The organism is Selenomonas sp. oral taxon 137 str. F0430, assembly GCF_000183625.1.
In the GTDB taxonomy this organism is placed as follows: domain Bacteria; phylum Bacillota; class Negativicutes; order Selenomonadales; family Selenomonadaceae; genus Centipeda; species Centipeda artemidis.
This window is the reverse complement of sequence record NZ_AENV01000005.1, coordinates 1-25,707: the sequence shown is the minus strand read 5'-3', so window position 1 is coordinate 25,707 and position 25,707 is coordinate 1. Positions and strand designations below refer to the sequence as shown.

At 57.8% G+C, this 25,707-nt stretch carries 22 protein-coding genes, 1 tRNA gene and 3 pseudogenes; 12 read left to right on the top strand and 14 right to left on the bottom strand.

Annotated features, from left to right (window positions below; all coding sequences use genetic code 11):
* Positions 1-75: 75 nt before the first annotated feature.
* The gene (locus HMPREF9162_RS01505) at positions 76-2,049 is read right to left on the bottom strand and encodes a methyl-accepting chemotaxis protein (protein ID WP_009657567.1); all 1,974 of its coding nucleotides are present in this window, start codon (positions 2,047-2,049) and stop codon (positions 76-78) included.
* Positions 2,050-2,606: 557 nt separating this feature from the next.
* Here HMPREF9162_RS01505 and HMPREF9162_RS01500 point away from each other — a divergent pair.
* Positions 2,607-2,867 carry a DUF997 family protein gene (locus tag HMPREF9162_RS01500; protein ID WP_009752586.1) on the top strand — a complete coding sequence of 87 codons (261 nt, stop codon included), beginning with the start codon at positions 2,607-2,609 and terminating at the stop codon, positions 2,865-2,867.
* The gene (gene panF, locus HMPREF9162_RS01495) at positions 2,864-4,309 is read left to right on the top strand and encodes a sodium/pantothenate symporter (protein WP_009752683.1); all 1,446 of its coding nucleotides are present in this window, start codon (positions 2,864-2,866) and stop codon (positions 4,307-4,309) included. Before HMPREF9162_RS01500 ends, panF begins: the two co-directional genes overlap by 4 nt.
* 311 nt (positions 4,310-4,620) lie before the next feature.
* Here the strand turns inward: panF and HMPREF9162_RS01490 are convergent, their stop codons facing one another.
* The 11 genes and pseudogenes from HMPREF9162_RS01490 to rsmG all read right to left on the bottom strand — a co-directional run bounded on the left by HMPREF9162_RS01490 (position 4,621) and on the right by rsmG (position 15,137).
* Positions 4,621-5,898, bottom strand: coding sequence for a glutathionylspermidine synthase family protein (locus HMPREF9162_RS01490; RefSeq protein ID WP_009752574.1), 1,278 nt, complete (start codon positions 5,896-5,898; stop codon positions 4,621-4,623).
* Between the two features lie 7 nt (positions 5,899-5,905).
* Positions 5,906-6,484, bottom strand: a complete 579-nt coding sequence (locus HMPREF9162_RS01485) for a hypothetical protein (RefSeq protein ID WP_009438253.1) — start codon at positions 6,482-6,484, stop codon at positions 5,906-5,908.
* A gap of 11 nt (positions 6,485-6,495) precedes the next feature.
* Positions 6,496-6,926 (bottom strand): annotated as a pseudogene (locus tag HMPREF9162_RS01480) (DUF350 domain-containing protein).
* A 29-nt stretch (positions 6,927-6,955) separates the two neighbouring features.
* A complete protein-coding gene (locus HMPREF9162_RS01475) occupies positions 6,956-7,927 on the bottom strand; it encodes a DUF4178 domain-containing protein (RefSeq protein ID WP_009752527.1) in 972 nt (323 codons plus the stop codon).
* A 79-nt stretch (positions 7,928-8,006) separates the two neighbouring features.
* Positions 8,007-8,315, bottom strand: coding sequence for an AzlD domain-containing protein (locus tag HMPREF9162_RS01470; RefSeq protein WP_009752752.1), 309 nt, complete (start codon positions 8,313-8,315; stop codon positions 8,007-8,009).
* Complete coding sequence (locus HMPREF9162_RS01465) at positions 8,308-9,033, bottom strand: AzlC family ABC transporter permease (RefSeq protein WP_037350129.1); 726 nt, start codon at positions 9,031-9,033, stop codon at positions 8,308-8,310. The genes HMPREF9162_RS01470 and HMPREF9162_RS01465 overlap by 8 nt, the downstream gene beginning before the upstream one ends.
* Before the next feature lie 75 nt (positions 9,034-9,108).
* Positions 9,109-9,780 carry a Fic family protein gene (locus HMPREF9162_RS01460; RefSeq protein ID WP_009438313.1) on the bottom strand — a complete coding sequence of 224 codons (672 nt, stop codon included), beginning with the start codon at positions 9,778-9,780 and terminating at the stop codon, positions 9,109-9,111.
* Positions 9,781-9,970: 190 nt separating this feature from the next.
* Positions 9,971-11,155, bottom strand: a complete 1,185-nt coding sequence (locus HMPREF9162_RS01455; RefSeq protein ID WP_009438224.1) for an iron-containing alcohol dehydrogenase — start codon at positions 11,153-11,155, stop codon at positions 9,971-9,973.
* A gap of 189 nt (positions 11,156-11,344) precedes the next feature.
* A complete protein-coding gene (locus HMPREF9162_RS01450; protein WP_009752621.1) occupies positions 11,345-13,471 on the bottom strand; it encodes a bifunctional diguanylate cyclase/phosphodiesterase in 2,127 nt (708 codons plus the stop codon).
* Positions 13,472-13,508: 37 nt separating this feature from the next.
* Positions 13,509-14,375: a hypothetical protein gene (locus HMPREF9162_RS01445; RefSeq protein ID WP_009752730.1), complete on the bottom strand. Its 867-nt coding sequence runs from the start codon at positions 14,373-14,375 to the stop codon at positions 13,509-13,511.
* Positions 14,376-14,405: 30 nt separating this feature from the next.
* Positions 14,406-15,137: pseudogene (gene rsmG / locus HMPREF9162_RS01440) on the bottom strand (16S rRNA (guanine(527)-N(7))-methyltransferase RsmG).
* Between the two features lie 219 nt (positions 15,138-15,356).
* On the opposite strand from rsmG, the gene HMPREF9162_RS01435 reads away from it, so the two are divergent.
* Positions 15,357-16,973 (top strand): DUF805 domain-containing protein, encoded by a 1,617-nt coding sequence (locus HMPREF9162_RS01435; RefSeq protein ID WP_254655337.1) that lies wholly within the window; start codon positions 15,357-15,359, stop codon positions 16,971-16,973.
* A gap of 16 nt (positions 16,974-16,989) precedes the next feature.
* On the top strand, positions 16,990-17,274 hold the full coding sequence (locus HMPREF9162_RS01430; RefSeq protein ID WP_009752721.1) for a zinc ribbon domain-containing protein: 285 nt from the start codon (positions 16,990-16,992) through the stop codon (positions 17,272-17,274).
* Positions 17,275-17,326: 52 nt separating this feature from the next.
* Here HMPREF9162_RS01430 and HMPREF9162_RS01425 read toward each other — a convergent pair.
* Positions 17,327-17,403 (bottom strand) — tRNA-Arg (locus HMPREF9162_RS01425).
* Positions 17,404-17,561: 158 nt separating this feature from the next.
* Between HMPREF9162_RS01425 and HMPREF9162_RS12650 the strand changes: the two genes are divergently transcribed.
* Genes HMPREF9162_RS12650 through HMPREF9162_RS01410 form a run of 4 tightly spaced genes read left to right on the top strand, consistent with a single transcriptional unit; the run spans position 17,562 to position 19,516 of the window.
* Positions 17,562-17,723, top strand: coding sequence for a hypothetical protein (locus tag HMPREF9162_RS12650; RefSeq protein ID WP_009438287.1), 162 nt, complete (start codon positions 17,562-17,564; stop codon positions 17,721-17,723).
* The gene (locus HMPREF9162_RS12645) at positions 17,720-17,866 is read left to right on the top strand and encodes a hypothetical protein (protein WP_009752648.1); all 147 of its coding nucleotides are present in this window, start codon (positions 17,720-17,722) and stop codon (positions 17,864-17,866) included. Before HMPREF9162_RS12650 ends, HMPREF9162_RS12645 begins: the two co-directional genes overlap by 4 nt.
* A gap of 28 nt (positions 17,867-17,894) precedes the next feature.
* The gene (locus HMPREF9162_RS01415) at positions 17,895-18,833 is read left to right on the top strand and encodes an aldo/keto reductase (protein ID WP_009438248.1); all 939 of its coding nucleotides are present in this window, start codon (positions 17,895-17,897) and stop codon (positions 18,831-18,833) included.
* Positions 18,834-18,892: 59 nt separating this feature from the next.
* Complete coding sequence (locus tag HMPREF9162_RS01410) at positions 18,893-19,516, top strand: flavodoxin (protein ID WP_009752590.1); 624 nt, start codon at positions 18,893-18,895, stop codon at positions 19,514-19,516.
* 77 nt (positions 19,517-19,593) lie between these two features.
* Here HMPREF9162_RS01410 and HMPREF9162_RS01405 read toward each other — a convergent pair whose 3' ends face one another.
* Positions 19,594-20,187: a sodium:proton antiporter gene (locus HMPREF9162_RS01405; RefSeq protein WP_026762395.1), complete on the bottom strand. Its 594-nt coding sequence runs from the start codon at positions 20,185-20,187 to the stop codon at positions 19,594-19,596.
* 197 nt (positions 20,188-20,384) lie between these two features.
* On the opposite strand from HMPREF9162_RS01405, the gene HMPREF9162_RS12850 reads away from it, so the two are divergent.
* From HMPREF9162_RS12850 to HMPREF9162_RS11810, 4 genes and pseudogenes are all read left to right on the top strand, one after another.
* The gene (locus HMPREF9162_RS12850; protein WP_009752610.1) at positions 20,385-20,510 is read left to right on the top strand and encodes a hypothetical protein; all 126 of its coding nucleotides are present in this window, start codon (positions 20,385-20,387) and stop codon (positions 20,508-20,510) included.
* 44 nt (positions 20,511-20,554) lie between these two features.
* A complete protein-coding gene (locus HMPREF9162_RS01400; protein ID WP_009752662.1) occupies positions 20,555-23,182 on the top strand; it encodes a heavy metal translocating P-type ATPase in 2,628 nt (875 codons plus the stop codon).
* Between the two features lie 581 nt (positions 23,183-23,763).
* Positions 23,764-24,057, top strand: coding sequence for a hypothetical protein (locus HMPREF9162_RS11815; protein ID WP_254655336.1), 294 nt, complete (start codon positions 23,764-23,766; stop codon positions 24,055-24,057).
* A gap of 74 nt (positions 24,058-24,131) precedes the next feature.
* Positions 24,132-25,367, top strand: a pseudogene (locus HMPREF9162_RS11810) (IS256 family transposase).
* Positions 25,368-25,707: the final 340 nt, after the last annotated feature.

The window sequence follows — 25,707 nt, the reverse complement described above, 5'->3', positions numbered from 1 at the left end:
GATATGCGCGCAAAAAAAGGCACGGCGGGAAATCCCCGGCATGCCTTTGCGGAACCAATATTTAATCGAACCCGATTAGAATTTGAACTTATTCGTGGTATTCTGCAAGTCCGTCGCGAGCATCGCCAAACTCTGCGATGCGCTTGCGATCTCCTGGCTCGAGGCGGACTGCGACTCGGACGAGCTGGAGATGCTCTGCATATGGTCGGCGGTCTGCTCGGTGATTTCGTTGACCATGGTCGCAGATCCGACAATGTCGTCCATGCCTGTCTCGACGGTGTGAATGGCGCTGTTCATCTCAGTCATCTGCGTGTTGATCTCATCGACCATACGCATGATGTCCTCGAACTGCGCCCCAACGTCGCGGATGGCAGCGGAACCCGACTGCACCTCGGCGGTGCCGCTCTGCATGGCGGTAACTGCTTCGGCGGTATCGTGCTGGACGACGGAGATGCGCTCTTTGATCTGCTCGGCGGCTTCACGTGCCCCCTCGGCGAGCTTGCGCACCTCTTCGGCGACGACTGCAAAGCCGCGCCCCGACTCCCCTGCGCGCGCCGCCTCAATAGCGGCGTTGAGGGCGAGGAGGTTGGTCTGCTCTGCGATGGCAGAGATGGATTCGACGATCTCGCCGATCTGCTTGGAACTCTCGCCGAGTTTTTCGACAACCTCGGCGGATCGCAGGACGCTCTGCTCGATGCCGCTCATCTTTGTCATGGCTTCGTTCATGAGGGTTTCGCCCCGGGCGGCAGCATCCGCGGTGGAGGCGGAGCCGGCGGCGACCTTTTCCGCTTTTTCGCTCATGCGCGTGACGTCGCCCATGACGATACCGATGGTCTTCTTTGCGCCCGCAAGGCTCTCGAGCTGGCGATCCGTACCGCCCGCGACCTCAATGACGGTGGAGGCGACGGCGGTGGCGGATTCCGCCATCTGCTGCGCGCCTGCGGTGAGCTCTTCGCTTGCGGCGGCGAGCTGCTCGGCGGTTCCGGCAACCTGCTTGATGAGCGCCTTGATATTTTTGACCATACTGTTGAAGTTCTCAGCAAGGCGCCCGAGCTCATCCTGCGAGACAACAGGCAGATCGGGGAGGTTCAGCTCGCCCTTTGCGAGCAGTCCGACGTGGTGCATGAGGCGCTCGGTCGCTCCGGTAATGGACGATGCGAAGCGCAGGAGGGCGAAGAGGATGCCCGCAACGAGCAGGATGCCGATGATGCTCATGACCGTGTAGGTGGTCTTGAGCCCGGCAAGCTGCGCAAAGGCGACGCTCTCCGGGACGGCGATGCTGACGACCCAGCCGGTCGATGGGACGGTGGCGTACGCGATGATCTGCGACTGCCCGTCTTTTTCCATAATAAAGTAGCCATTTTTATTTTGCAGCATCTCCGGGAAGCGTACTTTGAGGACTTCGTTCTCGTCGACCTTGTGCAGTGCCTGCCCTTCGGAGGACGCAATGATCAGCCCGCTCGGGTCGACGACGATGCTCGCTCCGGTACCTTGGTATTTGACGGATTTGATGTGTTCCGCGAGGGCGTCAAGCGAGATGTCCGAGAGAACGGCGCCGCGGAACGTGCCGTCGATGCTGTAGGGAGCGACGGCGGAGATGATGGGTTTCTTCGTGGAGTTGTCCACGTAAACGGATGTGAAGAACGGTGCGCTCTTGGTCTTTGCCTCAAGATACCAAGGGCGGTTCAGCGGGTCAAACTCTCCGGTGATGTTGCCGTCGACCCAGCTGATGAAGCGCCCGTCCTCGGCGCCGTAGGCGAGGTCGATGAGATCTTTGTCGCCGGCGGCGAGGCTGACGATCTCACGGTTCATGACGACGGGATTGTCGCCCATGGCGGTGAGGAGGTTCGCCAGACTCTCGGTGCGCTGGAGTTTTTTCGAGATCCAGCTGTCGAGTTTCTCCGATTCAACGTGCAGGAGCGCGTTGATCTCGCCGGAGGTACTCTCCACGAGCGCTTCCTGTGCGCGGTAGTAGCCGATGCCGCAGATCGCAATAACGAGCAGCACCATGAGGGTTCCCATGAGAAGCAGTTTTTGCTTGATTCCCAAAATACATCCCTTCCTTTTCATTTCCATTTCTACACAACAATCGGGTGCGCCCCACAGCGTACCTGTCCCCGACATTTAATGCTATCCATTTTATATGATTTATATATTTAAATCAATCCCATACTTTAAGAAATTTAACAAATGTCATGAGAATTTTATAGAAACAATAAAAAGAACCGTGAAACGAGGAACGTTTCCGGTTCTTTTCGATCTATGATATTTGATTTTGCAGCCGAATGACACGGACGTTTCGATGCATAGCTAGGAATAAAGGCGCAGCCAAAACCTACGTCGACGAAGCGTTCGACGAAAATGACAACGCTAGGCGCGAAAATTCCGTGTCTCCCCACCGCAACCTACGCGGCGTGCAAGCTTTGATGCATAGCTAGGCATGAGGAGAATCCAAGCGAAGGCGTAGTTAAAGACCTACGTCGAATTCAGAAAAAATTTGCACACTATATCAACTTATGGTAGGATAATGCGGTATATTTTATTGGAAACTGCCGCGGACAGCATGTTGTTCTGCGTTCGACGGCGCGTGTTTTGAGGAGGAGTTTATGACAACCGAAGAGAGATGTGCGGACGCTATCGCGCGTGAGGCGAGGCGTACCGTGGCTGCCGGTATCGTGTTTGCGGTGCTGTGGGTGCTGCTGGGCTTTGGGCTGGCGGATGCGGATATTTGGGTCGCGGGATTCCCGCTCTGGGCGATCACGTCGACAGTCGGCGTGATGGTGGTGGGGGCCCTGCTCGCGTTCTATCTTGCGCGCACGGCGGAGGATGTGCCCTTTGAGTCGCACGGAGAGGGGGCGCAGCGATGAATACGCTCTATGTGCTGCTGCCGCTGCTCTTTTTTATGGTCTTTATGCTCGCGCTCGGCATCTATGTGCGGCGACATGAAGGTGCGGGCGGCTTCCTCTCGGGCTACTTCGTGGGGGGGCAGTCGCTCGGATCGTTCGTGCTCGCGATGACGATGGTCGCGACGTACAGCTCTGTGAGTTCGTTCGTTGGGGGTCCCGGGATGGCGTACGAGATCGGCTTCGGCTGGATCTATATGGCGGTCATTCAGGCGGTGACGATTTTCCTCGTGCTCGGCATTTTCGGGAAAAAGGTGGCGCGCCTTGCCCGCCGCATTCACGCGGTGACGATCGTGGACATCATCCGGCACCGCTACCGTTCGGACGCGCTCGCGGCGCTGGCGGCATTTGCGATTGTGCTGTTCTTTGCGGCGTCGATGGTGGCGCAGTTCGTCGGCGGGGCACAGCTCTTTGCGGCGGTGACGGGATACAGCTACGAGCTGGGGCTGATTCTCTTCGGTGTGGTGGTCGTTGTCTATACGTCGATCGGCGGATTCCGTGCCGTTGCACTGACGGATACTTGCTGTGCGCTGGTGATGATGGCGGGGATCGTGCTGCTCTTTTACTATGTACTCGATGCAGGCGGGGGGCTTGCGGCGATCATGGAGACGCTGCGCACGGCGCATCCGGAGATGCTGACGCCGACGTCAGCGGGGCATATGCCGGTGTCGCTCTACATTTCACAGTGGCTGCTCGTGGGCGCGCTGACGATCGCGCTGCCGCAGTCGGTGGTGCGCTCGATCAGCTATCGGAGCAGCGGTGATATGAACCGGGCGATGATCATCGGGACGATCGTGATTTCCTTTATGAACATCGCGGTGAACCTCGTCGGTGTGCTCGGGCGCGGTGTGCTCATGGTTCCGGCAAAGGAACTCGGCGGCGTGGACAGTGTGATCCCGCAGCTGATGGCGTCGGTGATGCCGCCCGCGCTGCTCGGTTTTGCGATCATCGGCCCGCTCGCGGCGTCCATCTCAACGATCTCGGGCGTGCTCATCGTGGCGTCCTCCGCGGTGGTGAAGGATGTCTATCTCCATCACATGCAAAAACGCGGTCGGTTCGTCCCGGAAAAGACGCTGCGCCGTCTCTCCATGGGCATTACCGCCGCGCTGGGCATTATTGTGTTCATTCTCGCCATCGCGCCGCCGTCGCTCATCTGGCTCATCAATATGTTCGCGTTCGGTGGGCTTGAGACGGCGTTTTTCTGGGTGCTTGTCTTTGGTCTCTTTACGACGCACGCGACGCGCACGGGCGCGCTCTGCGCCATGGGCGGCGGGACGCTCGTCTACTGCATCGCGATGGCGGTGGGCTTTCGTCCGCTCGGTCTGCATCCCATCGCCGTCGGCATTACCGTCTCGCTCGCGTTTTTCCTCATCGGGAATATGCTCGAGCGGCGCACTCAGACTTGACATTTTTTGTGTCGAACCGTATAATAATGGCATAAAAAGAGTGACAGCCGAGTGGTACCGTCGGTCACTCCCCAAATTTTTTAGGATTGAAGAAGAGCCGACATGAACCGCGTGGACGGTTCTTTTTCTATTTAATCAACGATTAAATAGAGCAGATATAATGCTGACAATCAGCGTCAGAGCAGCGATCGCAAGCGAAAGCACTTCATACAGCGTCATGCGCATCACCTCCCGCGGGGAGGCCGAACCTCGTCTGCCACTTGTGATTATTATAGCACATATTTTCTATAATTAGAAGATGTATTTTCCTCTTACTTCGTGCACACAAGCGGCACAAAATACGCCTCCGTGCCGGCGATTTCCTCCGGAGAGAAGCGCGCACCGACCGCCGACGGCTCGCCCAGCAGCATAAAACAGGAGAGCGTGAGGTACCCGTCTTTCGTCCCCGAATCAACGGTATGCCGAACCTGCGGTTGACGGATGAAGTCCTGATACATCGCCTTGCGGCTCGTGCGGCAGACGATCTCATCATAGTTCTCGACGTATTTTTCAACGGCAGTCCGCGTTTGACTGCCGTTTTTTTGTACGACGCGGACGTTCCGTCCTTCGCGCCCCCAGATCTCCTTGCGGATATACGCTCCGTCCGCGAGCGCGCCGAAGTCGTCCTCGAAATAGGATGGGACGAGATACCGCCCGATGAGCGCGCATTCCTCCGCGGAGAAGAATTTGCGCTCCGCGGCGAGGGCATGAACGAGTGCCATAAAGGATTTGTTCTGCAAAACGATCGCCTCGGGGGGGTTCATCATCGCGAACTTTCCTTCCTTATAAAGATCGAGGAACATCGCGCCGAGCGGCTCGTCCTCATCCGTCCGCTCGTCGATCAGGATCTCCATCGGATGCAATCGGTAGAGTGCTGCCGTATATTCATCATCAGGCAGCGGAATACCCTCCGCATCGATCTCCATGTCGTAGAACGAGAGGAAGCGGATGTCCGCCTGCGGATGCCCCTCCTGCATGAGCCTCTGCAAAAACAGGGTCGTCGCGAGGTCTTCGGGATAGTCGTCAAAACAGGAGAACACGAAGGGCGCGTCCTCATCCGCATCACCGATGCAGCGCGCCCACACATGCGAGAGAAAGACGCGCAGCTGCGCCATGGCGCCCGCATTCGGATCGCTTTTTCCGAAATAGTCCGCCGCAACAGCGTTCGCATAGTAACTCTCGATGATAAAACAGGGCGTATCCGCGTTGATCTCCACCATGCGGATGCGCCCCGCCGCGTCGAGCACATAGTCGAACCGCGCGAGCCATGTCGGCAGCCCAAACACGTTCGGCGTACGCAGATAGGGCAGCAGCTCCTCGGGCATGTCCATCGCGCGCGCAAAGTCGTCGGGCGCATCGCGGAACACCGCCGCCGCCTTGCAAAACACATGAAAAAGCCCCCGGGACGCCGCGCGCAGCTCCTCATAAAAGGAGTCGGGAAACGCCTGCGCCGTATGTGCGGGGTAGCGATCCGCATAGTCACCGTACTGAATATACGTGAAAATACGAGGATCGAGCCGATCGATATAGGTTGCGGATGCACTCATCATAGATTCCTCACGAACCGTGCCCGGACGAGCGCACGCCCGCGCGTCCAAAGCCGGATTTTCGCGTTAGCTGCTTGACATTATCGCTCTTTTTTCCGTCGTAGTTCGTTCCGCTGCGTCCCCAGTAGCCGCGTCCCGCGCCGCCGTGGTAGTTGGACACCCCCTTGGACACGGGCGGCGGCGCGGGCAGAGCCTCTAGCGCTCCGTTCGGGCGATAGGTCATCGCGCTCACATCCATCGCGCCGCCCGGGTACGCGATCCCGTGGAACGCAAAATAGTTCGCGGCAATCGGCGCGAGCAGGCTTGCCGTGCCGTACTCCCAGATCAGATTGCCCGCCTCGTCCCGGCGGAACGTCACCACCGTATCGTCGTCATAGAGCGCGGTCTCCGTGCCGTCGCCGCCGTTCATCAGCGTGAAGCGCCGCCCATAGGCATCCGAGAGCCGCTGCTCGCCCGCGTTCCACGCAGGGTGTACGACCTCGCACAGCACATATACAATGTCGTTGCGATAGTAATACCCTGCACCGAGCGCCGCGACCGATGCGAATACGGCAGCGAGAATTTTTGCCTTTCGTCCTGCATTCTCCATGGCATGCCCCGTTAGTGTACCGCGCCGCTGATGACGAGCGAGAGCCCGACAAAAATACCGAAGACGAAGATCCCCGCCGCCGTGTTGCCGCGCATGATCTCGGCGGGCAGCTCATACTTCCGATGCCACACATTGATGATGAAGAACCCGAGGATGAAAAAGACGATGCCGACGCACGCATAGACGACGCTCCCCGTGACGCCGCTCACGAAATCGAGCGGCACAGCGTCATAGACGGGCGTGACGATGACCGCGCGCAGGATCTCGCCGATGCCGATGAACGAGCCTGCCGAGAGCCACGCGACCGCGCGGTTGCCGCGCCGAATCTCCTCCGAAAAGTCCCCGGGGATAAAAAATCAATGACGATGTTCGAGACAATCATCAAGAGAATGCCGAACATGGCATAAAACACAGACAGCATAAGAACGGACAAATCGATCATAACGAACGCTCCTATCTTCTCCCGGGCTACTACTGCCGCACGACAACGGAACGACCGCGTACATCTCCTGTACGGACAACCTCCGCATAGCGCGCAAGCGTATAGTTCCGTTTGAGCCGGTTCTGTGCGGACGCATCGTCGACGTAGTGCGGCAGTATGGCGATGTGCGCCGTCCCCGCAGATGCGGCGGTGATACGCACCTCCTCCGCCTTCGTACGCAGAACGAACGGTGGATCCTCTAGCTCCGGCTCCGTATACCCATCCATGACGTTCCCGTCCAGTCCCTCGATGAGGTCGAGCGTCGCCGTGCCCGCATCCGTCTGCACCTCGTAGGCACGCGCGCCGCCCTCGGCGGAGATTTCCTTGGATGCGTACGGCGCATCCCCGACGCGCTCCTCCGCCGCATAGGGCATCCCCACGAGACGGCGCAGATCGTGCCATGTGCTCATATCGGGCATCTCGTCGATCATGAAGAAGAAGAACAGCCCCACACCGAGAACGGTAACGCCCTGTGACAGCCCATTCATGAACCGCTTCTTTCGCGCCGACCATTTCATACTGCGGACGCGCGTCTCCGAGACCGCGGGATCGAGTGCGATGTCACTCGGCTGTACGCTGTGTCCCTCGGCAGAATCCTGCTCGCCGCCCTTCCAGCACTCGATGAAAAAGAGACGCTTCCCGTCCTCATGCCGATATTGGCGGTAGGACGCCGTATCCCCGACGGATGCGTCCGTGTCGCCCCACACGCCCGTGACGATCTGCTCCCCCTTGTCCCGGAGACCGTAGCCCTGCGGCGCCGTCGACCGATGCACCGTCCGGCTGAGCGTACATGAAAGATTATCCCCCTCGACGGTGAGCCATAAACGTTTTTCTTCGCCCTCCGCGGCGAGACCGTATTCCGTCCAGCGGTCATCAGTCTCTTTTTCCTTATATCGGATTTTCTCCACGATTGTGTACGGTTTTCCCTCGACGAGGATGCCCGTCCAACAGTCAAACTCCATGAGAACGCCCCTTTCTCATGTAAATATTCACACAATTATATAACATTGCCCGAAAAATGGCAAATACGAATCCCAAACATTATGCAAAGAAAAGCAGCTCCACGAGAAACACCGTCGCCGACGCCCCCGCCGCCACGCGAAAGAGGCTCGCCCCGTTCCACGCAAGATAGAGCGAGAACACGAACGCCGCCGCCCCCGCCGCGGGGATGCGCGTCGTCTCCATGATCGCGGGGAACGTCATCACAGCAAGCGTCACGTAGGGAACGTAGTAGAGGAACGATCGCACGAACACATTTTTTATCTCCCGCCGCAGGAGAAGTGCAGGCGTCAGGCGGATGGCAATCGTCACGGCGGACATCACCGCGATATAGCTCCAAATGTCATGCATCGCCGTCCTCCTCCCCGCGCACCGGGAAGAGCGCCGCTCCCGCCCCCGCAATGAGGAGCGTCAGGATGATCGTCCGCGTGCCGCCCGAGAGCGCGGAGACGAGCGGCGCATGTGCCGCCGCAAAGGACAGGAGGAAACTCGTAAGCACGAGTCCCCCGATGATCCGGCTCGTCCGCGCGGGCGGAATCACCACCCAAATGAACATCCCGTACAGCGCGACCGACAGCGCAGAGAGCGCCGCCGCCGGGAGCACATCCCCCGCCGCCACGCCGAGCGCCGTGCCGACCGACCACGCGGGCAGAGAGATCGCGAGCGCACCGTAGTTGTAGAACGGCTCCACACAGCCGCCGCGCGCAACGGTAATGCCAAAGATCTCATCCGACACGCCAAGCGTCACCGCCAGACGGTGGAGGAACGGCGTATCGGGCGCGAACCGCTGTGAGAGCGCCGCCGACATCAGCGTGTAGCGGATGTTCGCGACGAGCGTCAGCGCCGCGATCTCCGCATACGGCACATGCGCCGCGATGGAGGTAAACCCCGCGTACTCGCCCGCCGAGGCGAAGTTCAGCCAGCTCGCCACGAACCCCTGCACGGGACTCAGCCCCGCCGTCCCCGCGAGAATCCCAAGCGTGAACGAGACCACGAAATACCCGAGCGCAATCGGCACCCCGTCGTGTATCCCCTGCATGAACGCCGCGCGTCGTCCTCCTTCGACCATACGGACATCGACCTTTCTTTCTTCGGTACCGCAAGGCGGCAGCTTTATACATATCGATACGCCGGCAGGGCGCATTTACGAGAACAGACGCATCCGCGCACGTTCTTCCTCTATCAGCCGGTTCGCAAATGCGGCAAAAGCGGGCAGATCTTCCGTATTGAGACACCTGATGTAGGCGGGCTTTTGCTCCACGGGAACAACGATGGGCGGGAGTTCGGCACGCAGACAGGAATACACCATCAATGCACGCCCCGTGCGCCCGTTGCCGTCCGAGAAGGGATGAATCCGCTCAAAGGCGATGTGCTGCCGGCAGATTGCCTCGATGCGCTCTGCATCGGTCGCTGCGCACCTCATCTGCGTCTCGAGATTGCACGCCCAATCGTGCAGCTGCATGGGCACAAGATATGGCGGCGTCGGTGTAAAATCTGCACCGACAATCATGTTCTGCACCGTTTTGAATGCGCCGGGTACGCCCTCGATCGCATTCTCGCATAGGATGCCATGAATGCGGCGAACGAGCATCACATCAACAGGCGAATGCTCTTTGAGCATCTCGATCAAAACGGGCATGAGCCGCTTATAGTTCAACACCTCGTTGAGTTCGCGCACATTCATCGCGCGCGGAATATAGGCGTCGATCAGGACGCTTTTGGTTTCCCCCTGCGTCAGAGAGTTCCCTTCGATGGCAGTGGAGTGGTGTGCCATGCGTACCATGAGGTCGTCTAGATAATCGTCCGGCAGAACCATAGCAAGAGGCTCCTTTCTTTGTGCTATTATACCAACATGCACGGGCTTTTGTAAATTATACAATCAAAAACCACCGCAAAGTATACGCTCTTGCGGTGGTTTTGGTCTTCGAACGGGCTGCGCCTCAACTTTTTCTTTAGAACCACATGGATAAGCGCGCCGGCTGCCGCACACCCAGCGGCGCCCCGTCTCAGTGATTCGCCGCCGTATAGATTGCCGCCGCGTCCGCCGCGTTCAGCGGGTGGAAGCATCCAAGACGGATCGTATCGTTTGCCGTCGCTGCGCGCGCCAGTTCCTCAATCGTCCCTTTGCCCGGCGTGCCGATGTCAAGTCCCGCAAGGCTTGTCGGCATCTCGATCGATGTGAAAAACTCCTCCATGTGCCGGATGCCCGCACGCGCACGCTCTTCGTCCGTCCCCGCATTGACGCCAAAGATCGCAGCGGCAAACTGCGCAAAGCGCGGCGCGTCATATTTATAAACATGCCGTGCCCACGACGGCCAGAGCGCCGTCAGCGTCGCCCCATGTGTTGAGTCAAACCGCGCCGAGAGCTCATGCCCCAGTTTATGCACGGAGAAATCCTTGCACCGCCCGAGTTCTGTAAATCCACTGTGCGACACGCTCCCGCACCACATGAGCTCGCTCATCGCGTCGTAGTCCTTGCGCGAGATGAGCAGGCGCTCCGCACACTCCATCACCGTCCGGATCAGCGCCTCTGCCACGCGGTCAGTGAAGACATTCGGCTCCTTCACATTGGTAAAATACCGCTCCATCGTGTGCATCATGATGTCCGCTGCGCCCGCGGCGATCTGCGCCCGCGGCAGCGTAAATGCCAGTTCCGGGTTCAGAAAGGAAATGAGCGGGCGGTTCAGCGGCGTATTGAGCCCGAGCTTGCGCCCCGTATCCTCGTTCGTCAGCACCGCCGAGTCGCTGACCTCGCTGCCCGCCGCCGGGATGGTCAGCACCGTGCCGATGGGTATGGTCTGCTCGATCTCGACCTTGTGCGTCCAAATATCCCAAATATCCACGGTTGGGTTCGCAATCCCGTGTGCAACCGCCTTCGCCGAGTCAATGACAGAGCCGCCGCCCACACCGAGGACGAAATTTGCCTGTGCCGCGATGCCTTCACGAATCGCCTCACGTACGAGGGAGACGCGCGGATTGGGACGCACCCCGCCGATGACGAGAAACGCCAGACCCGCGGACGTCAGATTTTTCTCAATGCGCGAGAGCAGCCCCGACTCCACCACGCTCCCGCCGCCGTAGAGAATCAGAATGCGGCTCGCCCCGCGTGCGCGCAGCCGCTCCGCCACACGATCCTCCGCCCCGCGCCCGAAGATGATCTCCGTAGGACTCTGAAAGGTAAAACTCTGCATGATGTATCCTCCTCCGGCGTGCTAAAGCCGTTTTCGCAATCGTATCGGCGTTATTATACCATAAATACCATCTGTCCGATAGGGGCGCCGCGCTGCCGCAGACTGTGCATGCCCGCCCCATGTGCGAGAAGCACACAAAAACCGCCGCAGATGTTCTCTGTGACGGTTTTTTGTTTGAAGCAATCATATCTATGCGAGAGAGGCAAGGGCGGCGCCGATGCCCTTCTCGTCGATGGTCTGTATGCACGAGATGACATAGTCGTGTCCCTCAACGTGGAACGGGATCAGATAGTGCAGCCGCAGACAGCGCTCGCCGTCCGGCATGCGTTTGTGGAAGAGTACGGCGGTATGGTCGCTTGACTCTTTGTGCTCGAGAATGCCGCGCAGATGCGTCTCGCTGTAGAACTTTTTGAATGCGGCGTTGTCTTCCGGAATAATCATCTCGTCGGCATAGCGTGCGACGAGATCTTCAAAATGCCCATAGGTCTCCTCATAGCGCGGCTCATAGACGTCGCGGTACAACGTCGATACACGATGCGTTCCGAGTTCGTAGAGATCAATGCGGTCATAGAGCGCGACGATCTGATTGAGCGCTTCCTGCATAGAACCCGCCTCGGGGCTGAAGCGCGAGATGTTGACGGTCGCCATGAGAAAGACTGCGCGGGAGTTGTCGGGGCACTGTGTGACGAGCCGCAGCCGTACGCTGTTGAACGAGTTGCGTGTGATAAAGTCCGTGTACGCCTCTCGTCCCGTATGCTCCGCTTCCTCCATCATATGCCCGATCATGCGGTGGTTCTGCTTGAGCCGCCGCTCGTAGTTCGGGGTATGCGCACAGCATTCATCCAGCTCGATATTATGAAGGAACAGCCGAAACATGCGGCTTTGGTAGAGATAGCGGATCTCGCCGTCCCGCCGCTCCAGCAGCGCAAGCGAAGGCGCATCGCCAATCTCGGGCGATCCGCGCCGCTCTAGAGGCTCGCTCGAGAGGACGTTAATCGCCCCGATTTCCGTATAATAGTCCGCGAGGTCAAACGGCTCGACCGCTCTTTTTTGACAATAAGCAACCATCTTTCCAATCGGGATGGGGGGACTAAAGAGAAAGCCCTGCACCTTTTCGCAGCCGATTTCGCACAGGAACTCGAACTGCTCCTCCGTCTCGACGCCCTCGGCAAGGGTGTGCATCCCGATCTCCTTCGCCATGTTGACGATAGAGCGCACGACAACGCGTGTCTTCGGATTGGTCTCAAAGGAGCGCAGGAACGCCATATCGATTTTGAGCACGTCGAACACGTAGTCTTTGATATTGTTGAGCGAGGAGTAGCCGCTGCCGAAATCGTCCATCCAGACCTCATAGCCCGTGGCACGGAAGCGCGCGATCTCGGACTGGAGGAATTTCTCATCGTCGTTGAGTACGCCCTCCGTGACCTCAATGTTGAGCATCGTCCGCTCAATCCCGTAGCGCATACGGATATCCTCGACTGCCTGCACGACGTCGAGCAGGCGGAAATCTGCGCGCGAGATGTTGACCGAGACGCGCAGCTGCTCCCAGTCGGGGATGTTGCTGCGCGTGAGGAGAATGTCCTTGCACACCTGCTCGACGATATAAAGGTCGAGCTGCGGCGAGAGGTGCGCGTCCTCGAGAACGGGGACGAACGTGCCCGGCGCGATCATGCCGTGGATGGGGTCGCGCCAGCGTGCGAGTGCTTCGACCCCGCAGATTTCGCGCGTCATCGTGCGAATCTCGGGCTGATAGAAAACCTCGATATGCCCCTGCGCCATCGCTTCCTGGAACGAGCTGATGATGTAGCTGCGGAAATTGATGTTCTCCTCCATCGTGGGGTCAAACTCCGCCCACGTGAGGTCGTAGGTTTTTTTGATGCTGTTGCACGCGATCTTCGCACGATCCATGATGAGCGCAATGTCGCGCACATCCTCGGAGGGGTGGTAGATGCCCGCCTTGATCTCCATCGCAAGCCCCAGCTCATACGCGCGGACGCGCTCGTGGATGTACTGAATGCACGCCGCGATGTCCTCGCGCCCCGTGGCGACGGCAAAATGGTCGTCGTTGAAGCGCGCGAGCAGATCCTCCTCGAACGTCTCGCGCAGGAGATCCGCCATGTAGCGCAGGAATTGGTTGCCCTGCGAGAACCCGTAGCGCTGGTTGAAACTCTTAAAATTTTCGATGTCAAAATACAGGAAGGTGAGTTTCCCCGCCCCGCCTTCCTGCATACGAACGGAAACATGCCGCATGAACTGCATCATATTCAGCAGTCCCGTGACCTGGCACCGGTCGTAATTACACGGTTTTTCCTTCAAAATATAATCCTCCGGGTTCTTTCCCCCCACAGGCGCGTCAGAGAGAGATGCGCGCGTATTCCTCCACCATGTCGCGCAGGCTCATTCCGCTCGTTCCGCTGAGCACGCCGCGGCGCTCACCCGGTGCCTGCTTCATCCGCGCTACAATGGCGTCGAAGAGGTCGTCCTCGATCGATCCGGGGACGAGGCGTTCCCAATGCGCCGCGTCGTACGGACGCTCATGAATCGCGTTCTCCGGACGTCCCGTGACCTCGAGCTCCGAGATGAACATGATCTCGCGCCGGGTCGGACTGATATAGTAATGTTCGAGAAAGTATTTCTGCGGGCGCGCATCGTTATCCGCCGCATCGCTCTGCGCATCCTCCACCAGACGTACCCACGCCTCGATGATGCGCTCCGAGCCACTGTTCGGGCGCGGAATCCACCGCGAGTTTTTCGAATCGAGATAATACGTAAAGCCGTTGTCGACAAAAAGGCGCTTGAACCGCGCGTTTTTCTCGCGCTTTTTCTCCGCCTTTGCCGCCTTCTTTTCCGCTTTCTTCTGTTCCTTGACCGCCTGCTTTGCAGCCTTTTGTGCGGCGCGCTCGGCATCGCGCTGTGCCGCCGCTTCTGCGGGCGCCTTGAGCGCGCCCGTCTGTACCTCGTCTGCCGTCCGGTGCGGCGGGGCGGCCGGATCGGCGCTTTCCTCCGCTGCCGATGCCGCCGTGCCCCCCACAGGCAGGGCAAAGACGAGTGCGGCGAAAAGTCCCGCCGCAAATCCTTTGACTCGGTTCATTACCTCATCCCCTTGCTGATTATTCCCCGGTTCTATTGCCAAAAACACGACGTATTCAGATATAAGTCGATTTAATCCGACCTTGAAAATGCGCACAGCAAATACAACCTGTATTTCATATTTCGACAAAAAGGAAATAAATCCTTCATTAGAATTATTTCAAGGACACGAACGAAGGGGGCTCTTCTCCGGCGTTCCCTCACGGCGCGGATAGGCGCGCGGCGTGCTGCGGTATTTCTCGATGACGAGCACGGCGCGCGCATCGTCAAGTCCCGGCAGGGTCACGGGGCGCGCCGCGATCCCGCCGCCGCCGAGCATCTCCACCGCCGCGCGCCCCTCCTCCATCTCCTCGGCGTACGCGCGCCCCTTCAGCGCGAGGAACGTCCCCCGACGCGGACAAAGGGGAGCGCATATTCGGCGAGCACAGGCAGCCGCGCCACCGCGCGGCTGACGGCGATGTCATACTGCGCGCGGTAGGTGTGCATCCGCGCCGCCGCTTCCGCGCGTGCGTGGACGCAGACGACATTTTTAAGACCAAGCTGTTCTATGACCTCCGTGAGGAAGCGGACGCGCTTTTGCAGCGCATCCATCAATGTCACCTCGATCTCCGGCGCATAGATCGCAAGAGGAATGCCCGGCAGTCGCGCCCGTGCCGACGTCGATGAGCGACTTTGCACGCGCAAAGAGCGGCGCGTCGTACGCCGATAGACTGTCCACGATGTGCTTCACCGCCACATCCTCGGGCGCAGTCAGTGCCGTGAGGTTCATGCGTTCGTTCCACGTGAGCAGCAGCTCGTTGTAGCGTACGCACTGCTCGAGCTGCGCATTCGTCAGCGCCATACCGAACGCCGCCGCACGCGCCGCCAGTATCTCACGAAATCCCTCCGCCATAAAACGCGCCCCTCTCCTTTTTCATCATGCCGCCCGCGCCGTACGCAGCGAGCGGTACTTCTATCATATCACATCGTGCAAGAGGGATCGCCGGTGCATACGGCTTTGATGAAAACATCCTGAAAAGCTTCATCTCCTTCTATTTGATTGCCCCTGTGATTCGTGCTACAATGAAACAGAATTTCAACTGATCGCAGGAACGGGGGAATCACTATGCATATGCCGGACAGAGGACTCAAGGAGAACTTTTTCCGCACGGACGGCCGTCTGAACCGAAAGCGGTACTTTTTGCGCAATGTTGTGCTCGCCGCCCTCGGCGTGCTCCTTTTGATCTTCTTCAGCATTTATATCGGTATGACACTGATCGATACCGGGGAGGGTGCATTCGCGGCATTTCTGCATTCCTTCATGACCGGAATCGGCGTTTTCATGCTGCTCTGCACACCGCTCATTATCTCCCATTTGACCCTCACCGTCCGCCGCCTGCACGATGTCGGCATGTCGGGGTGGTACCTCCTCTTCCTCTATGTGCCGCTCGTCAATGTGGCGCTCGGTTTTTATCTCCTCTTCAAGGAGGGACAGTCGGGCGCGAACGCCTACGGCGACGATCCGCGCGCGCTGCCCGCTGCGGCAAATGCCGGAGATGCGCACCCGTCGCCGCCCGCCGATGCGGAGCCATCCCTGCCCGCTGCCGCTGCCGAGCTCCCGGATGCCCCTTTGCACACGTTTTCCGATCTGCGCTTTTTCTCAATGAAGGGTCGGCTCTCCCGCCGCGACTTTGCACTCACGCTTGGCGCGATCTGCGGCGGTCAGGGGCTTTTGTTCGCCCTCTATGACAGCCTTGTCCTGCCGCTGAACTACCTCGTCGCCGCATCTCTCTTCCGCGATGCAACGCCGGCATTCTGGGGGCTGACCGTTACAACGCTCGGTGCCGCGATCTTCCTGATGCTCCTCGCGACGCCGTTCCTCGGCGTCTCTGCCGTCGTGCGCCGTCTGCACGATATGGGACGCAGCGGTCTCTACGCCCTGCCCGCCTTCCTTGCCATCCTGACGATCATCTTTATCCCCGTGTTCTACATACTGATCTGGGGCGTTAGTCAGGCCTACGCGATGGGCATTCCGCTCACAAGTTTCCTGACGGACTTTATGCACTGGTCCACCGGCGGAAATACCCTTCCCTACATTTTGCTTGGCTCGACGCTGATCGGCGCCGTCCTCCTGCTGATCCTCATTCCGCTGAACGGATGGCTTTTCTTCGGCAGCGGAGATGCCGGGGAAAATGCCTACGGCGCGCCCCCGTCGACGCAGCCCCTGCCGGGTGTACGAACGGCATTCCTGAGCCGGATCCGAACGATCAATTACCGCAATTTTCGTTTTTCCGCTCTCCTTGTCTGCGCTGCAGCGAACTTCATCCTCATGTTCGCATCCAACCTCATCATCAATCCGCTGTGCATCATATTGATGCCTGCAGGTATACTGCCATACGGGAGCGATTACTATTTCATCCTCCTTCTGAGTTCCATCTATCCGCTCGCGGCGCTGCCGCTCGTCCTGCGCCGTCTGAAGACCCTTGGACGCAGCGCCTATGAAGCGCTGTTCGTCTATGCGGCGCTTTTGCCCACGCCTGTGATCGTGCTGCCGATCGCGCATTTCTACGGTGAGCTGGATCGTCTGAACGTAGAGGCCGCCCTTTCCGGCACAGATGAGATCGATCCGACGCAGCTCCTCTCACTCCTCAGCATTGAGCCGAGCAGCAGTACGATCGCCTGCGCCGCGCTCACACTCGTCTGCGGCATCGTCAGTATCGTATCTGTCGTTCGTCTGACGAGAGACTGAGAAAGGGGGGATTCCTATGTTCTGTCCGAAATGTGACAAATTTGTCCCCTCCTCCGCGCGCAGGTGCCCGAACTGCGGCATCGAGATCATCTCCGGATTCTCCCCGAACTACGGCGCGGGATTCGACCTCGGTGCCGACGATACGGAGAGCTATAGTGACGCTCTGCCCCGCGCAGCGGATGACTCCGACCTTTACGACGACATCCCCGAGGAGGATGCGGCGGATGCGCCGCAGGAAGTGGAATCATCCTCCGGCATCGGCACAAAACTCAAATCGCTGTTTGGATTTGGAAAGAAATAGAAAAGGGCTGTGTACGAATCTGCGCGTACACAGCCCTTTGTTTTGGCGTATATGGTGCGATTGGCGCGAGTCGAACGCGCGACCCTCTGCTTAGGAGGCAGATGCTCTATCCATCTGAGCTACAACCGCAAGCAAGATAGATTGTATCAAACCGGGGCGCGATATGCAAGCCCTCGACACCGCAAAAAAGACGCCGAAAATCCCCTGTTCCGAATATTTTCTTGACCTGAACTATGCTCTAGGTATTATACTGAATATAAATGTATCAATGGAAAGGGGAACGATCTATGTATATTGTCAGCGAGTATATCGATAGGGACAAACTGCCGGCGGAGCGCGCCGACGAACTGATGACGGCGCACCGCGCATGGTTCAATGCGCATTTTGACCGCGGGGACTTCCTCATCGTAGGTGTCCGTACCTCGACATGGAGGGCGCGGGCATCATGATCGCGCAAGCGGAGAGCAGGGAAGCGCTCAAGGAGATCCTGCGCGGGGACGTGTTCTACGCGGACAACATGGCGCGCTATGAGGTGCACGAGTTCCGCGCCGCGATGGTTGCGGACAGCATCACCGCATACACAGGGAAATAATATCTATTGTATGGAAGGGGCATTTACAATGGCCACACAACTGCCAAAGATCGCGCTCGGTGCATGGGCATGGGGGAACGACGGCACATTCGGCACGAACTACACGGAGGAATCGCTGCGCCCGGTCTTCGACGCCGCGATGGCCGCGGGACTGAACCTCTGGGACACGGCGTACGCCTACGGCATGGGCACATCGGAGCGGATGCTCGCCGCGTTCCTCAAGGGGCTGCCGCGCGAGAAATACATCGTCTCGGATAAGCTCACGCCGCAGTGCATGAACTACGAATCAAATACGCCCGTGAAGGACATGTGGGAGCAGCAGTGCAAACTGCTCGGCATCGATACCATGGACATCTACTGGGTACACAACCCTGTCGACGCGCCGCGCTGGATCCGCGATCTTGCGATTTTCCTCAAGGATAAGAAAAATCCTCCCATGATCGGCGTATCGAATCACAACATCGACGAGATCAAGGAGGCGGACAGGATTCTGCGTGAGCACGGGCTGAAGCTCGGCGCCGTGCAGAACCACTACAGCCTGCTGAACCGCTCCTCGGAGGACTCCGGCATCCTCGCATACTGCCGCGAGAACGATGTGCATTTCTTCTCCTACATGGTGCTCGAGCAGGGCGCACTCTCGGGGCAGTATGACACGCATCACCCCATGCCCGAGGGCTCGGCGCGCGCAGCGACCTACAATCCCATCCTCGACAAAATCGAGGTATTAAACGCGTCGCTCAAGCTGCTCGCCGATAAGTACAACGTAGGCATCGCGCAGATCCCCGTCGCTTGGGCGATCGGCAAGGGGACGCTCCCCATCATCGGCGTCACGAAGCCGCATCACGTCGCGGATGCAGTCAAAGCCGCCGCGATTTCGCTCACGCCCGAGGAGATCCGGCTCCTCGAGGACACCGCGGACAAGCTGGATTTCAGCATCATCCGCGCATGGGAAAAGGAAATGAATTGACACCGCATCCGTAACGCGGTATTCTGAACCTAGGAGAACCTTAAAAGGAGGGATAAACGATGAAACAACTGCTGTCTATCATCACGGCGCTCTTCCTGATGCTGGCGGTGATCGGCTGCGGCTCTTCCGCCGGAACGAACGCCGACACGGACACTGCACCAAAGCAGGAGACCGCCGCCGCACCGAAAACAGCCCCGGGCAAAACGCTCGTTGTCTATTTCAGCGGTACGGGACGAACCGAGACGCTCGCAAAGAACGCGGCAAATATCCTCGGTGCCGACGTCTTTGAGATACAGCCCGCAGAGCCGTATACGAGCGAGGATCTGAACTACAACGACAAGACCTCACGCGCAACGCGCGAGCAGAACGATCCCTCCGCCCGCCCGAAGATCGCAAATAAGATCGAGAATTTCGATCAATATGATACCGTCGTGCTCGCCTATCCCATCTGGTGGGGACAGGAACCGCGCATCATCGACAGTTTCGTCGAGAGCTACGACTTTTCCGGCAAGACCATCGTTCCGATCTGTACCTCCGGCAGCAGCGACATCGACCGCAGTGCCGCGGCGCTCGCCATCAATATGACCGGCGCGGCGAACTGGAAAGAGGGCAAACGGTTCGAGCCCGACACCTCTAACGATACACTCGGCCAATGTTTTCAGGAAATCGGGCTGATCGAGTAGAATTTTTGTAAACTAAAAAGACGACAGATGAAACGTCTGCCGTCCTTTTATTTTGTCGTTTTCATGACCGCGCGGTTTCAATATTCCCTGAACCCAAAGTTCAGTTCGAGCCGCACGCCCGTCGTCGTATACTCCTTGAGCTTATAGATGAGCGGCTGCCAGCGTGCCGTATCAATGCGCCCATCTGCCGTTAAAAGTTTTTCATCCGCAAAGATCGCCGTAATGTGACAAACGACGATCGCGAACCAGTCCTTGCGCGTGATGGATTCGACGGTCGCCTCAATGTGAAAGGGGCATTCCGGAATGCGCACAGCCGCGACGGTCTCCCCAGGCAGCTTCGTAAATCCGCCGACGCCGAACTTATCCACGCAGTAGGTATAGCCGAGATTTTTCTTCACCTCAGAAAGTTTGCGCAGCCCCGTCAGGCGTTCGATCCGCTTAACGTTCTCATAGAGATTCGCACCCGGCAGGTTAAAAACCATATCCGCCCCCGCTTCTATGTTGCAAAATCCCTTGTTGCCCGCGCCGATTCCGATGACAATTGTTTGATCGAGCACCCACGAGGAGGAAAGCGGCGTTAAGGCGTCCTCCCCTGTCTCTTGATCCTTCGTCGTCATGAGCAGTACCGGGAAGCCATAGTAAAAGCCGGGGCGGTCGATTCGTTGAAACATCTTTTCCTCCTGTTCGTACACATATATGTTCTTTTTTATAGTAACACACACGTCAACGGGACTCCTTACCCACCATGCACAAAAACACAGCCCCCCTCTTGCCAAGGCGTGATATAATAGAAAAACATCAAGTTACAATATATGTGCGTCGCACAATGGGGAGCGGTGCGCCTCCGCAACATAAGTGACGCGGAAGTTTGGATGCAGAGCAAGGAACACGGCGTTGTGCCGCATCGTTTCGTGCAGCGTCGGCATCCGCCGCAGCCATTTTTAAGCCCCGCTTTTTTGGCAAGGCGGATGCCAAAGCGGTGCAGATTCAGTAAGTCAAAATCCTGCGTCACACTTTGGAAGGGAAATATATGAAATTATGCGAAAAGAAACATTCACCATCACAGGCATGACCTGTTCCGCCTGCGCGGCGCGCGTCGAGCGGGCGACGAAGAAAGTCGAGGGGACGGCGGATGTCAGCGTGAACCTGCTGACGAATACGATGATGCTTTCCTACGACGAAGGACGCACAAGTCCCGCCGCGATCATCTCCGCCGTGGAGGATGCGGGCTACGGGGCGAGCGTGAAGTCCGCGCCCGGCGCGCAGAGCGCATCGCCCGCCGCGACATCCGCGGAGGATAGCGCCGAAAAGGAGATCCGCGCGATGCGCGCGCGTCTCCTCATCTCGATCATCTTCCTCCTGCCGACGATGTATATCGCGATGCACCACATGTTCATGCCGCTCGGCATCCCGTACCCGTCATGGTTCGGCACGGTATTCCACGGAGCGGAGAACGCGCTGACATTCGCGCTCGCGCAGTTCGTGCTGATCCTGCCGATCATGTACGTCAACCGCGCCTACTACGTCCACGGTTTCCGCAACCTCCTGACGGGCGCGCCGAACATGGACTCGCTCGTCGGAATCGGCTCGATGGCGTCCGCCCTCTTCGGCGTGTTTGCGATGTTCCGCATGAGCTGGGGACTCGGACACGGCGATCTTGCGCTTGTGGAGGCATACGGCGAGAACCTCTATTTCGAATCCGCGGGCATGATCGTCACGCTCATCACCGTCGGAAAATATCTTGAGGCGCGTGCCAAGGGGCAGACGACGGGGGCGCTCCGTGCGCTCATGCAGCTCGCCCCCGCCGAAGCGCAGGTCATGCGGAACGGCGTTGAGGAAACCGTCTCCGTCGCATCGCTCACGGTCGGCGACATCATTGTCGTCCGCCCGGGCGCGCGCATTCCCGTCGACGGCACGGTCACGGAGGGCGCAACGAGTATCGACGAATCCGCCGTCACAGGCGAATCCATGCCCGTCCCGAAATCCGAAGGGGACACCGTGACCTCCGGCACGCTGAACGTCGAGGGGACGATCCGGTTCGCCGCAACGCGCGTCGGTGAGGACACGACGATCCGCCGGCTCATCCGGCTCGTGGACGAAGCGAGCGGGTCAAAGGCGCCGATCGCGCGCCTTGCCGACCGCGTGTCCGCCGTCTTTGTCCCCACGGTCATCGCAATCGCCCTCATCGCGGGCGGCGTGTGGCTCATGATGGGCGCGGATACGGAGTTTGCATTCTCCATCGTCATCTCCATCCTCGTCATCTCCTGCCCGTGCGCGCTCGGACTTGCAACGCCCGTCGCCATCATGGTCGGCACGGGGCGCGGCGCGGCGCACGGCATCCTCATCAAGTCGGGCGAAGCGCTCGAAACGGCGGGGCATATCGACACGGTTCTCATGGACAAGACGGGCACGCTCACTGCGGGACGCCCGCAGCTCGTATCGATCGCGCCCGCGGGCATGACAGCGGACGAGCTTATCGCGCTCACCGCCGCGCTCGAAGCGGGGAGCGAGCATCCGATTGCCGCCGCCATCACGGGCTATGCGGCGGAACACGGTCTCAGCGTCCCGCCCGTCACGGACTTTCAGGCGGTCTTCGGCAAAGGCGTGCACGGCACAGTCGGCGGTGCGCCTTGTGCGGCAGGCAACGCCGCCCTGCTCGATGAAATGGGGATCACGCTCCCCGATACCGTCCGCGCGCGGATGGAGGAGATGGCAGACCGCGGGGAGACCGCGCTCATCGTCATTCGCAATCGGCGCATCGCGGGACTCCTCGGCGTACGCGACGCAGAGAAGCCGACGAGCGCCGCGGCCGTCGCGCAGATGAAGCGCATGGGGCTGACCCCGGTCATGCTGACGGGCGACGATGAGCGCACGGCACGCACGATCGCCGCGCGGCTCGGCATCGAGACCGTCATCGCGGGCGTCCTGCCGAGCGATAAGCGCGCCCACGTCGAGCGGCTGCAAGCGGACGGTCACCGCGTCGCCATGATCGGCGACGGCGTGAACGACGCGCCCGCCCTCGTGCAGGCGGATCTCGGCATTGCCATCGGCGCGGGCACGGACGTCGCCATCGAGAGCGCGGATGCCGTGCTCGTGCGCAGCGACCTGCTGGACGCCGTATCTGCAATGCGCCTCTCCCGTGCGGTCATGCGCAATATCAAGGAAAATCTCTTCTGGGCGTTTTTCTACAACATCATCGGCATCCCGCTCGCGGCGGGCGTGCTCTATCCCGCGTTTGGCATCAAGCTCTCGCCCATGATCGGCGCGGCGGCGATGAGCCTGTCGAGCGTCTGCGTCGTGCTGAACGCCCTGCGCCTGCGCTTTTTTGCCATCGCGCACGAGGAGAAGGCTGCGACGGATGCGCCCACGGCGGAGGTCAATATTTTGGAGCTTTCACTCCCCGATGATCGGGGTGAAGATATGGAGGAGTCTGCCGCCGGCAGCTCCGGAAAGGAAGGAAAAATCATGGAAAAAACAATCAACGTCAAGGGCATGACCTGCCCGAACTGCGTCAAGCACGTCACGAAAGCGCTCTCCGGCATGGAGGGTGTCTCGGACGTCAGCGTCAGCCTCGAGGCGGGCACGGCAACCTTTAAGGCCGCACGCGACATCCCGAATACCGAGCTTTCCGCCATCCTCGACGACGCGGGGTATGAGCTGGGCTGACCTCGACACCTCCCAACCGACGAAAATCTCTTTGTAAATTACAACAATGCCCCGACAACGATACTGAAATAGTACCGTCGTCGGGGCATCTCCATGTCGCCGGATTTTTATTTCTAAATTGCTCCATGCTTTGGATCATTGTATAATATAATAAACTATTACGGCACCTTTTTTCAACACGAAATACAAGAAAGGGAACAAGCGATGCTCCGGGTATTACATAGAATAGAGATTTTGGATAAATATACAGTCAGAGAAATACAGCCTAGAAGCACTAGCAGGGCGTTGATTTCACAAACCCTCACGACATGCCTCGAAACGAATCAATCGGGTGAGGATTCTATCCGTGAGATAGAAGCATATCTATTAAGCACCGGATGGGAAGTGAAAAAATAAAGGCGATCACCGGAACACATTCCCTAAGCACAAAGAAAGACAGATACATAGCTGTTGTCGAAACGGCAAAAAATGATTCGTATAATCCGGTCGTTGTAATCAAATATGACGATACTCTTACTCGCTTGAATTTATAAAGCAAGGTTTATCTGAACAAAACCGTGATCAATGAAAGGAAGATTGATATGAGAGGCGCTGTACATATATATGTAAATAAAAAGGATAGAGAAATTTCCTTACTCAAAGAGTATAAAACAAAAATTGGATATTGGACAGGTATGGGCTGCCTGATTCAAACGGATCGAGAATCATTAAAAAAGGAGGTTCTTATATGTATACGAGACAGTATCTCCGCCTATCAACAAGAAATCGAACCAACAGAACCGTTTAAATCCTCTCCATACAAAACATGGAATAAGTTTTTTAAATATCATGACTCCATATCTTGCGAGTATGACTTAGAAACGGGGAGTGTATAATAAACTGTGTAAGTAGGAAGACAGCTTAGGAGCACTCCCCGTGAGGGGAAGTCAAAAACTAAGGAGGAACCCTTATGTCAAAGAGGCTCCCACGGCGCAGTGCAACGCTCGCCAAGGCAATTATCGAAGAGTATCAGCCCAAGAGTGTAGAAGACATGCAAAACGCCCTCAAAGAAATCTTCGGTCCCATGTTTGAAGCCATGCTCAACGGCGAGATGGAAAACCATCTCGGTTACATGAGCAACGAGCGCAGCGAAAGGATACAGCAAATCGCCGCAACGGATATACCCCCAAAGTCCTCAAAACCTCAGCAGGCGAGGTTCCCATCAGCGTCCCAAGAGACCGTGACGGCTCTTTTACACCGCAAATCGTTCCCAAAAGACAGACGGACGTTTCGTCCATTGAAGGAAAAGTCCTCGCGATGTATGCCAGAGGAATGAGTCAGCGAGACATCTCCTCCACCATCGATGACATCTATGGCTTTATGCTCAGTGCCGAGCAAATCTCGCATATTACAGACAGTGTGCTTGACGAGCTGCATGAATGGCAAAATCGACCGCTCAAGGCATTTTATCCATTTGTCTTCGTTGACTGTATCTATGTTTCAATGCGCGGTGACAAAGGCGTATCTGATCAAGCGGTATATGTGATCCTCGGATATGATCTGAAAGGCAAGAAAGACGTTCTAGGGCTATGGATGGGCGATACGGAAAGCAAACATCACTGGATGCAGGTATTGACGAGATCAAAGCACGCGGCGTACAGGACATCGGCTTCATATCAATGGACGGAGTGAGCGGCCTGGAAGACGGCGCAAAGTCGATCTTTAAGAACGTGGTGGTACAGCGGTGCATTGTTCACCTGATACGCAATTCTCTTAAATACGTTCCGAGCAAGGATTACAAGGCATTTACGGCACAACTTAAAAAGATCTATGGGGCAGTTAGCCTTCGGGCTGCACAGAGCGAATTTGAGAAATTCTGTGAGACTTGGAGCAAGTATCCGGGGGCAATTCGCGTATGGAAGGACAACTTCCGGCATGTTGAACAACTTTACCAATATGGCAGTGATGTCCGTCGTGTCATGTACACAACAAATGCGATAGAGAGCGTCAATGCAAGTTTTCGCAAAGTAACGAAGCAGGGGCATTTCAAAGCGAGACGGCTGTGTTCAAGGTGTTTTACTTACGGATCAAGGAGCTGTACAAGAAGTGGAAGGGACACTCCATTCAGAACTGGGCGATTGTGATGAATCAACTCTGTATTGATGAGCGGCTCGGACAGATGATCCGAAAATATTCTGCTCTATAAGAAACTTACACACTTTACTTGACATACCTCCGATAATTGGGATCACGGCAAGGGCGAAGCAAGGCTGGGCTCTTTCCTTAGAGATGCATATATCGTCCAGCAATCCGGCCTACGACGTACATTTGCTTATAAAACGACATACGACCTTAGTTATCCTATAACGGATCTGGTTCATGAATAAGAGGAGCTGGCCAAATGAAATCCTACTTCGTCATAAAGGTGCTTGCTGTCATCATGGGGATCGGTCTTACCCTTTATGCATGGCTTCTTGCATACTCCTATTATACGCCCGTCTGCTTGCCGGAGACCACAAATATAGCCGGGTTCGCTACCAGATGTA

What these genes read in the sequence shown, in the direction of transcription:
- HMPREF9162_RS01500 (WP_009752586.1), top strand. Translation starts at nt 2,607, where the DNA reads ATGACAACCGAAGAGAGATGTGCGGACGCTATCGCGCGTGAGGCGAGG.
- panF (WP_009752683.1), top strand. Translation starts at nt 2,864, where the DNA reads ATGAATACGCTCTATGTGCTGCTGCCGCTGCTCTTTTTTATGGTCTTT.
- HMPREF9162_RS01490 (WP_009752574.1), bottom strand. Translation starts at nt 5,898, where the DNA reads ATGATGAGTGCATCCGCAACCTATATCGATCGGCTCGATCCTCGTATT.
- HMPREF9162_RS01485 (WP_009438253.1), bottom strand. Translation starts at nt 6,484, where the DNA reads ATGGAGAATGCAGGACGAAAGGCAAAAATTCTCGCTGCCGTATTCGCA.
- HMPREF9162_RS01475 (WP_009752527.1), bottom strand. Translation starts at nt 7,927, where the DNA reads ATGGAGTTTGACTGTTGGACGGGCATCCTCGTCGAGGGAAAACCGTAC.
- HMPREF9162_RS01470 (WP_009752752.1), bottom strand. Translation starts at nt 8,315, where the DNA reads ATGCATGACATTTGGAGCTATATCGCGGTGATGTCCGCCGTGACGATT.
- HMPREF9162_RS01465 (WP_037350129.1), bottom strand. Translation starts at nt 9,033, where the DNA reads ATGGTCGAAGGAGGACGACGCGCGGCGTTCATGCAGGGGATACACGAC.
- HMPREF9162_RS01460 (WP_009438313.1), bottom strand. Translation starts at nt 9,780, where the DNA reads ATGGTTCTGCCGGACGATTATCTAGACGACCTCATGGTACGCATGGCA.
- HMPREF9162_RS01455 (WP_009438224.1), bottom strand. Translation starts at nt 11,155, where the DNA reads ATGCAGAGTTTTACCTTTCAGAGTCCTACGGAGATCATCTTCGGGCGC.
- HMPREF9162_RS01435 (WP_254655337.1), top strand. Translation starts at nt 15,357, where the DNA reads ATGCCGGACAGAGGACTCAAGGAGAACTTTTTCCGCACGGACGGCCGT.
- HMPREF9162_RS01430 (WP_009752721.1), top strand. Translation starts at nt 16,990, where the DNA reads ATGTTCTGTCCGAAATGTGACAAATTTGTCCCCTCCTCCGCGCGCAGG.
- HMPREF9162_RS12650 (WP_009438287.1), top strand. Translation starts at nt 17,562, where the DNA reads ATGTATATTGTCAGCGAGTATATCGATAGGGACAAACTGCCGGCGGAG.
- HMPREF9162_RS12645 (WP_009752648.1), top strand. Translation starts at nt 17,720, where the DNA reads ATGATCGCGCAAGCGGAGAGCAGGGAAGCGCTCAAGGAGATCCTGCGC.
- HMPREF9162_RS01415 (WP_009438248.1), top strand. Translation starts at nt 17,895, where the DNA reads ATGGCCACACAACTGCCAAAGATCGCGCTCGGTGCATGGGCATGGGGG.
- HMPREF9162_RS01410 (WP_009752590.1), top strand. Translation starts at nt 18,893, where the DNA reads ATGAAACAACTGCTGTCTATCATCACGGCGCTCTTCCTGATGCTGGCG.
- HMPREF9162_RS01405 (WP_026762395.1), bottom strand. Translation starts at nt 20,187, where the DNA reads ATGTTTCAACGAATCGACCGCCCCGGCTTTTACTATGGCTTCCCGGTA.
- HMPREF9162_RS01400 (WP_009752662.1), top strand. Translation starts at nt 20,555, where the DNA reads ATGCGAAAAGAAACATTCACCATCACAGGCATGACCTGTTCCGCCTGC.
- HMPREF9162_RS11815 (WP_254655336.1), top strand. Translation starts at nt 23,764, where the DNA reads ATGAGAGGCGCTGTACATATATATGTAAATAAAAAGGATAGAGAAATT.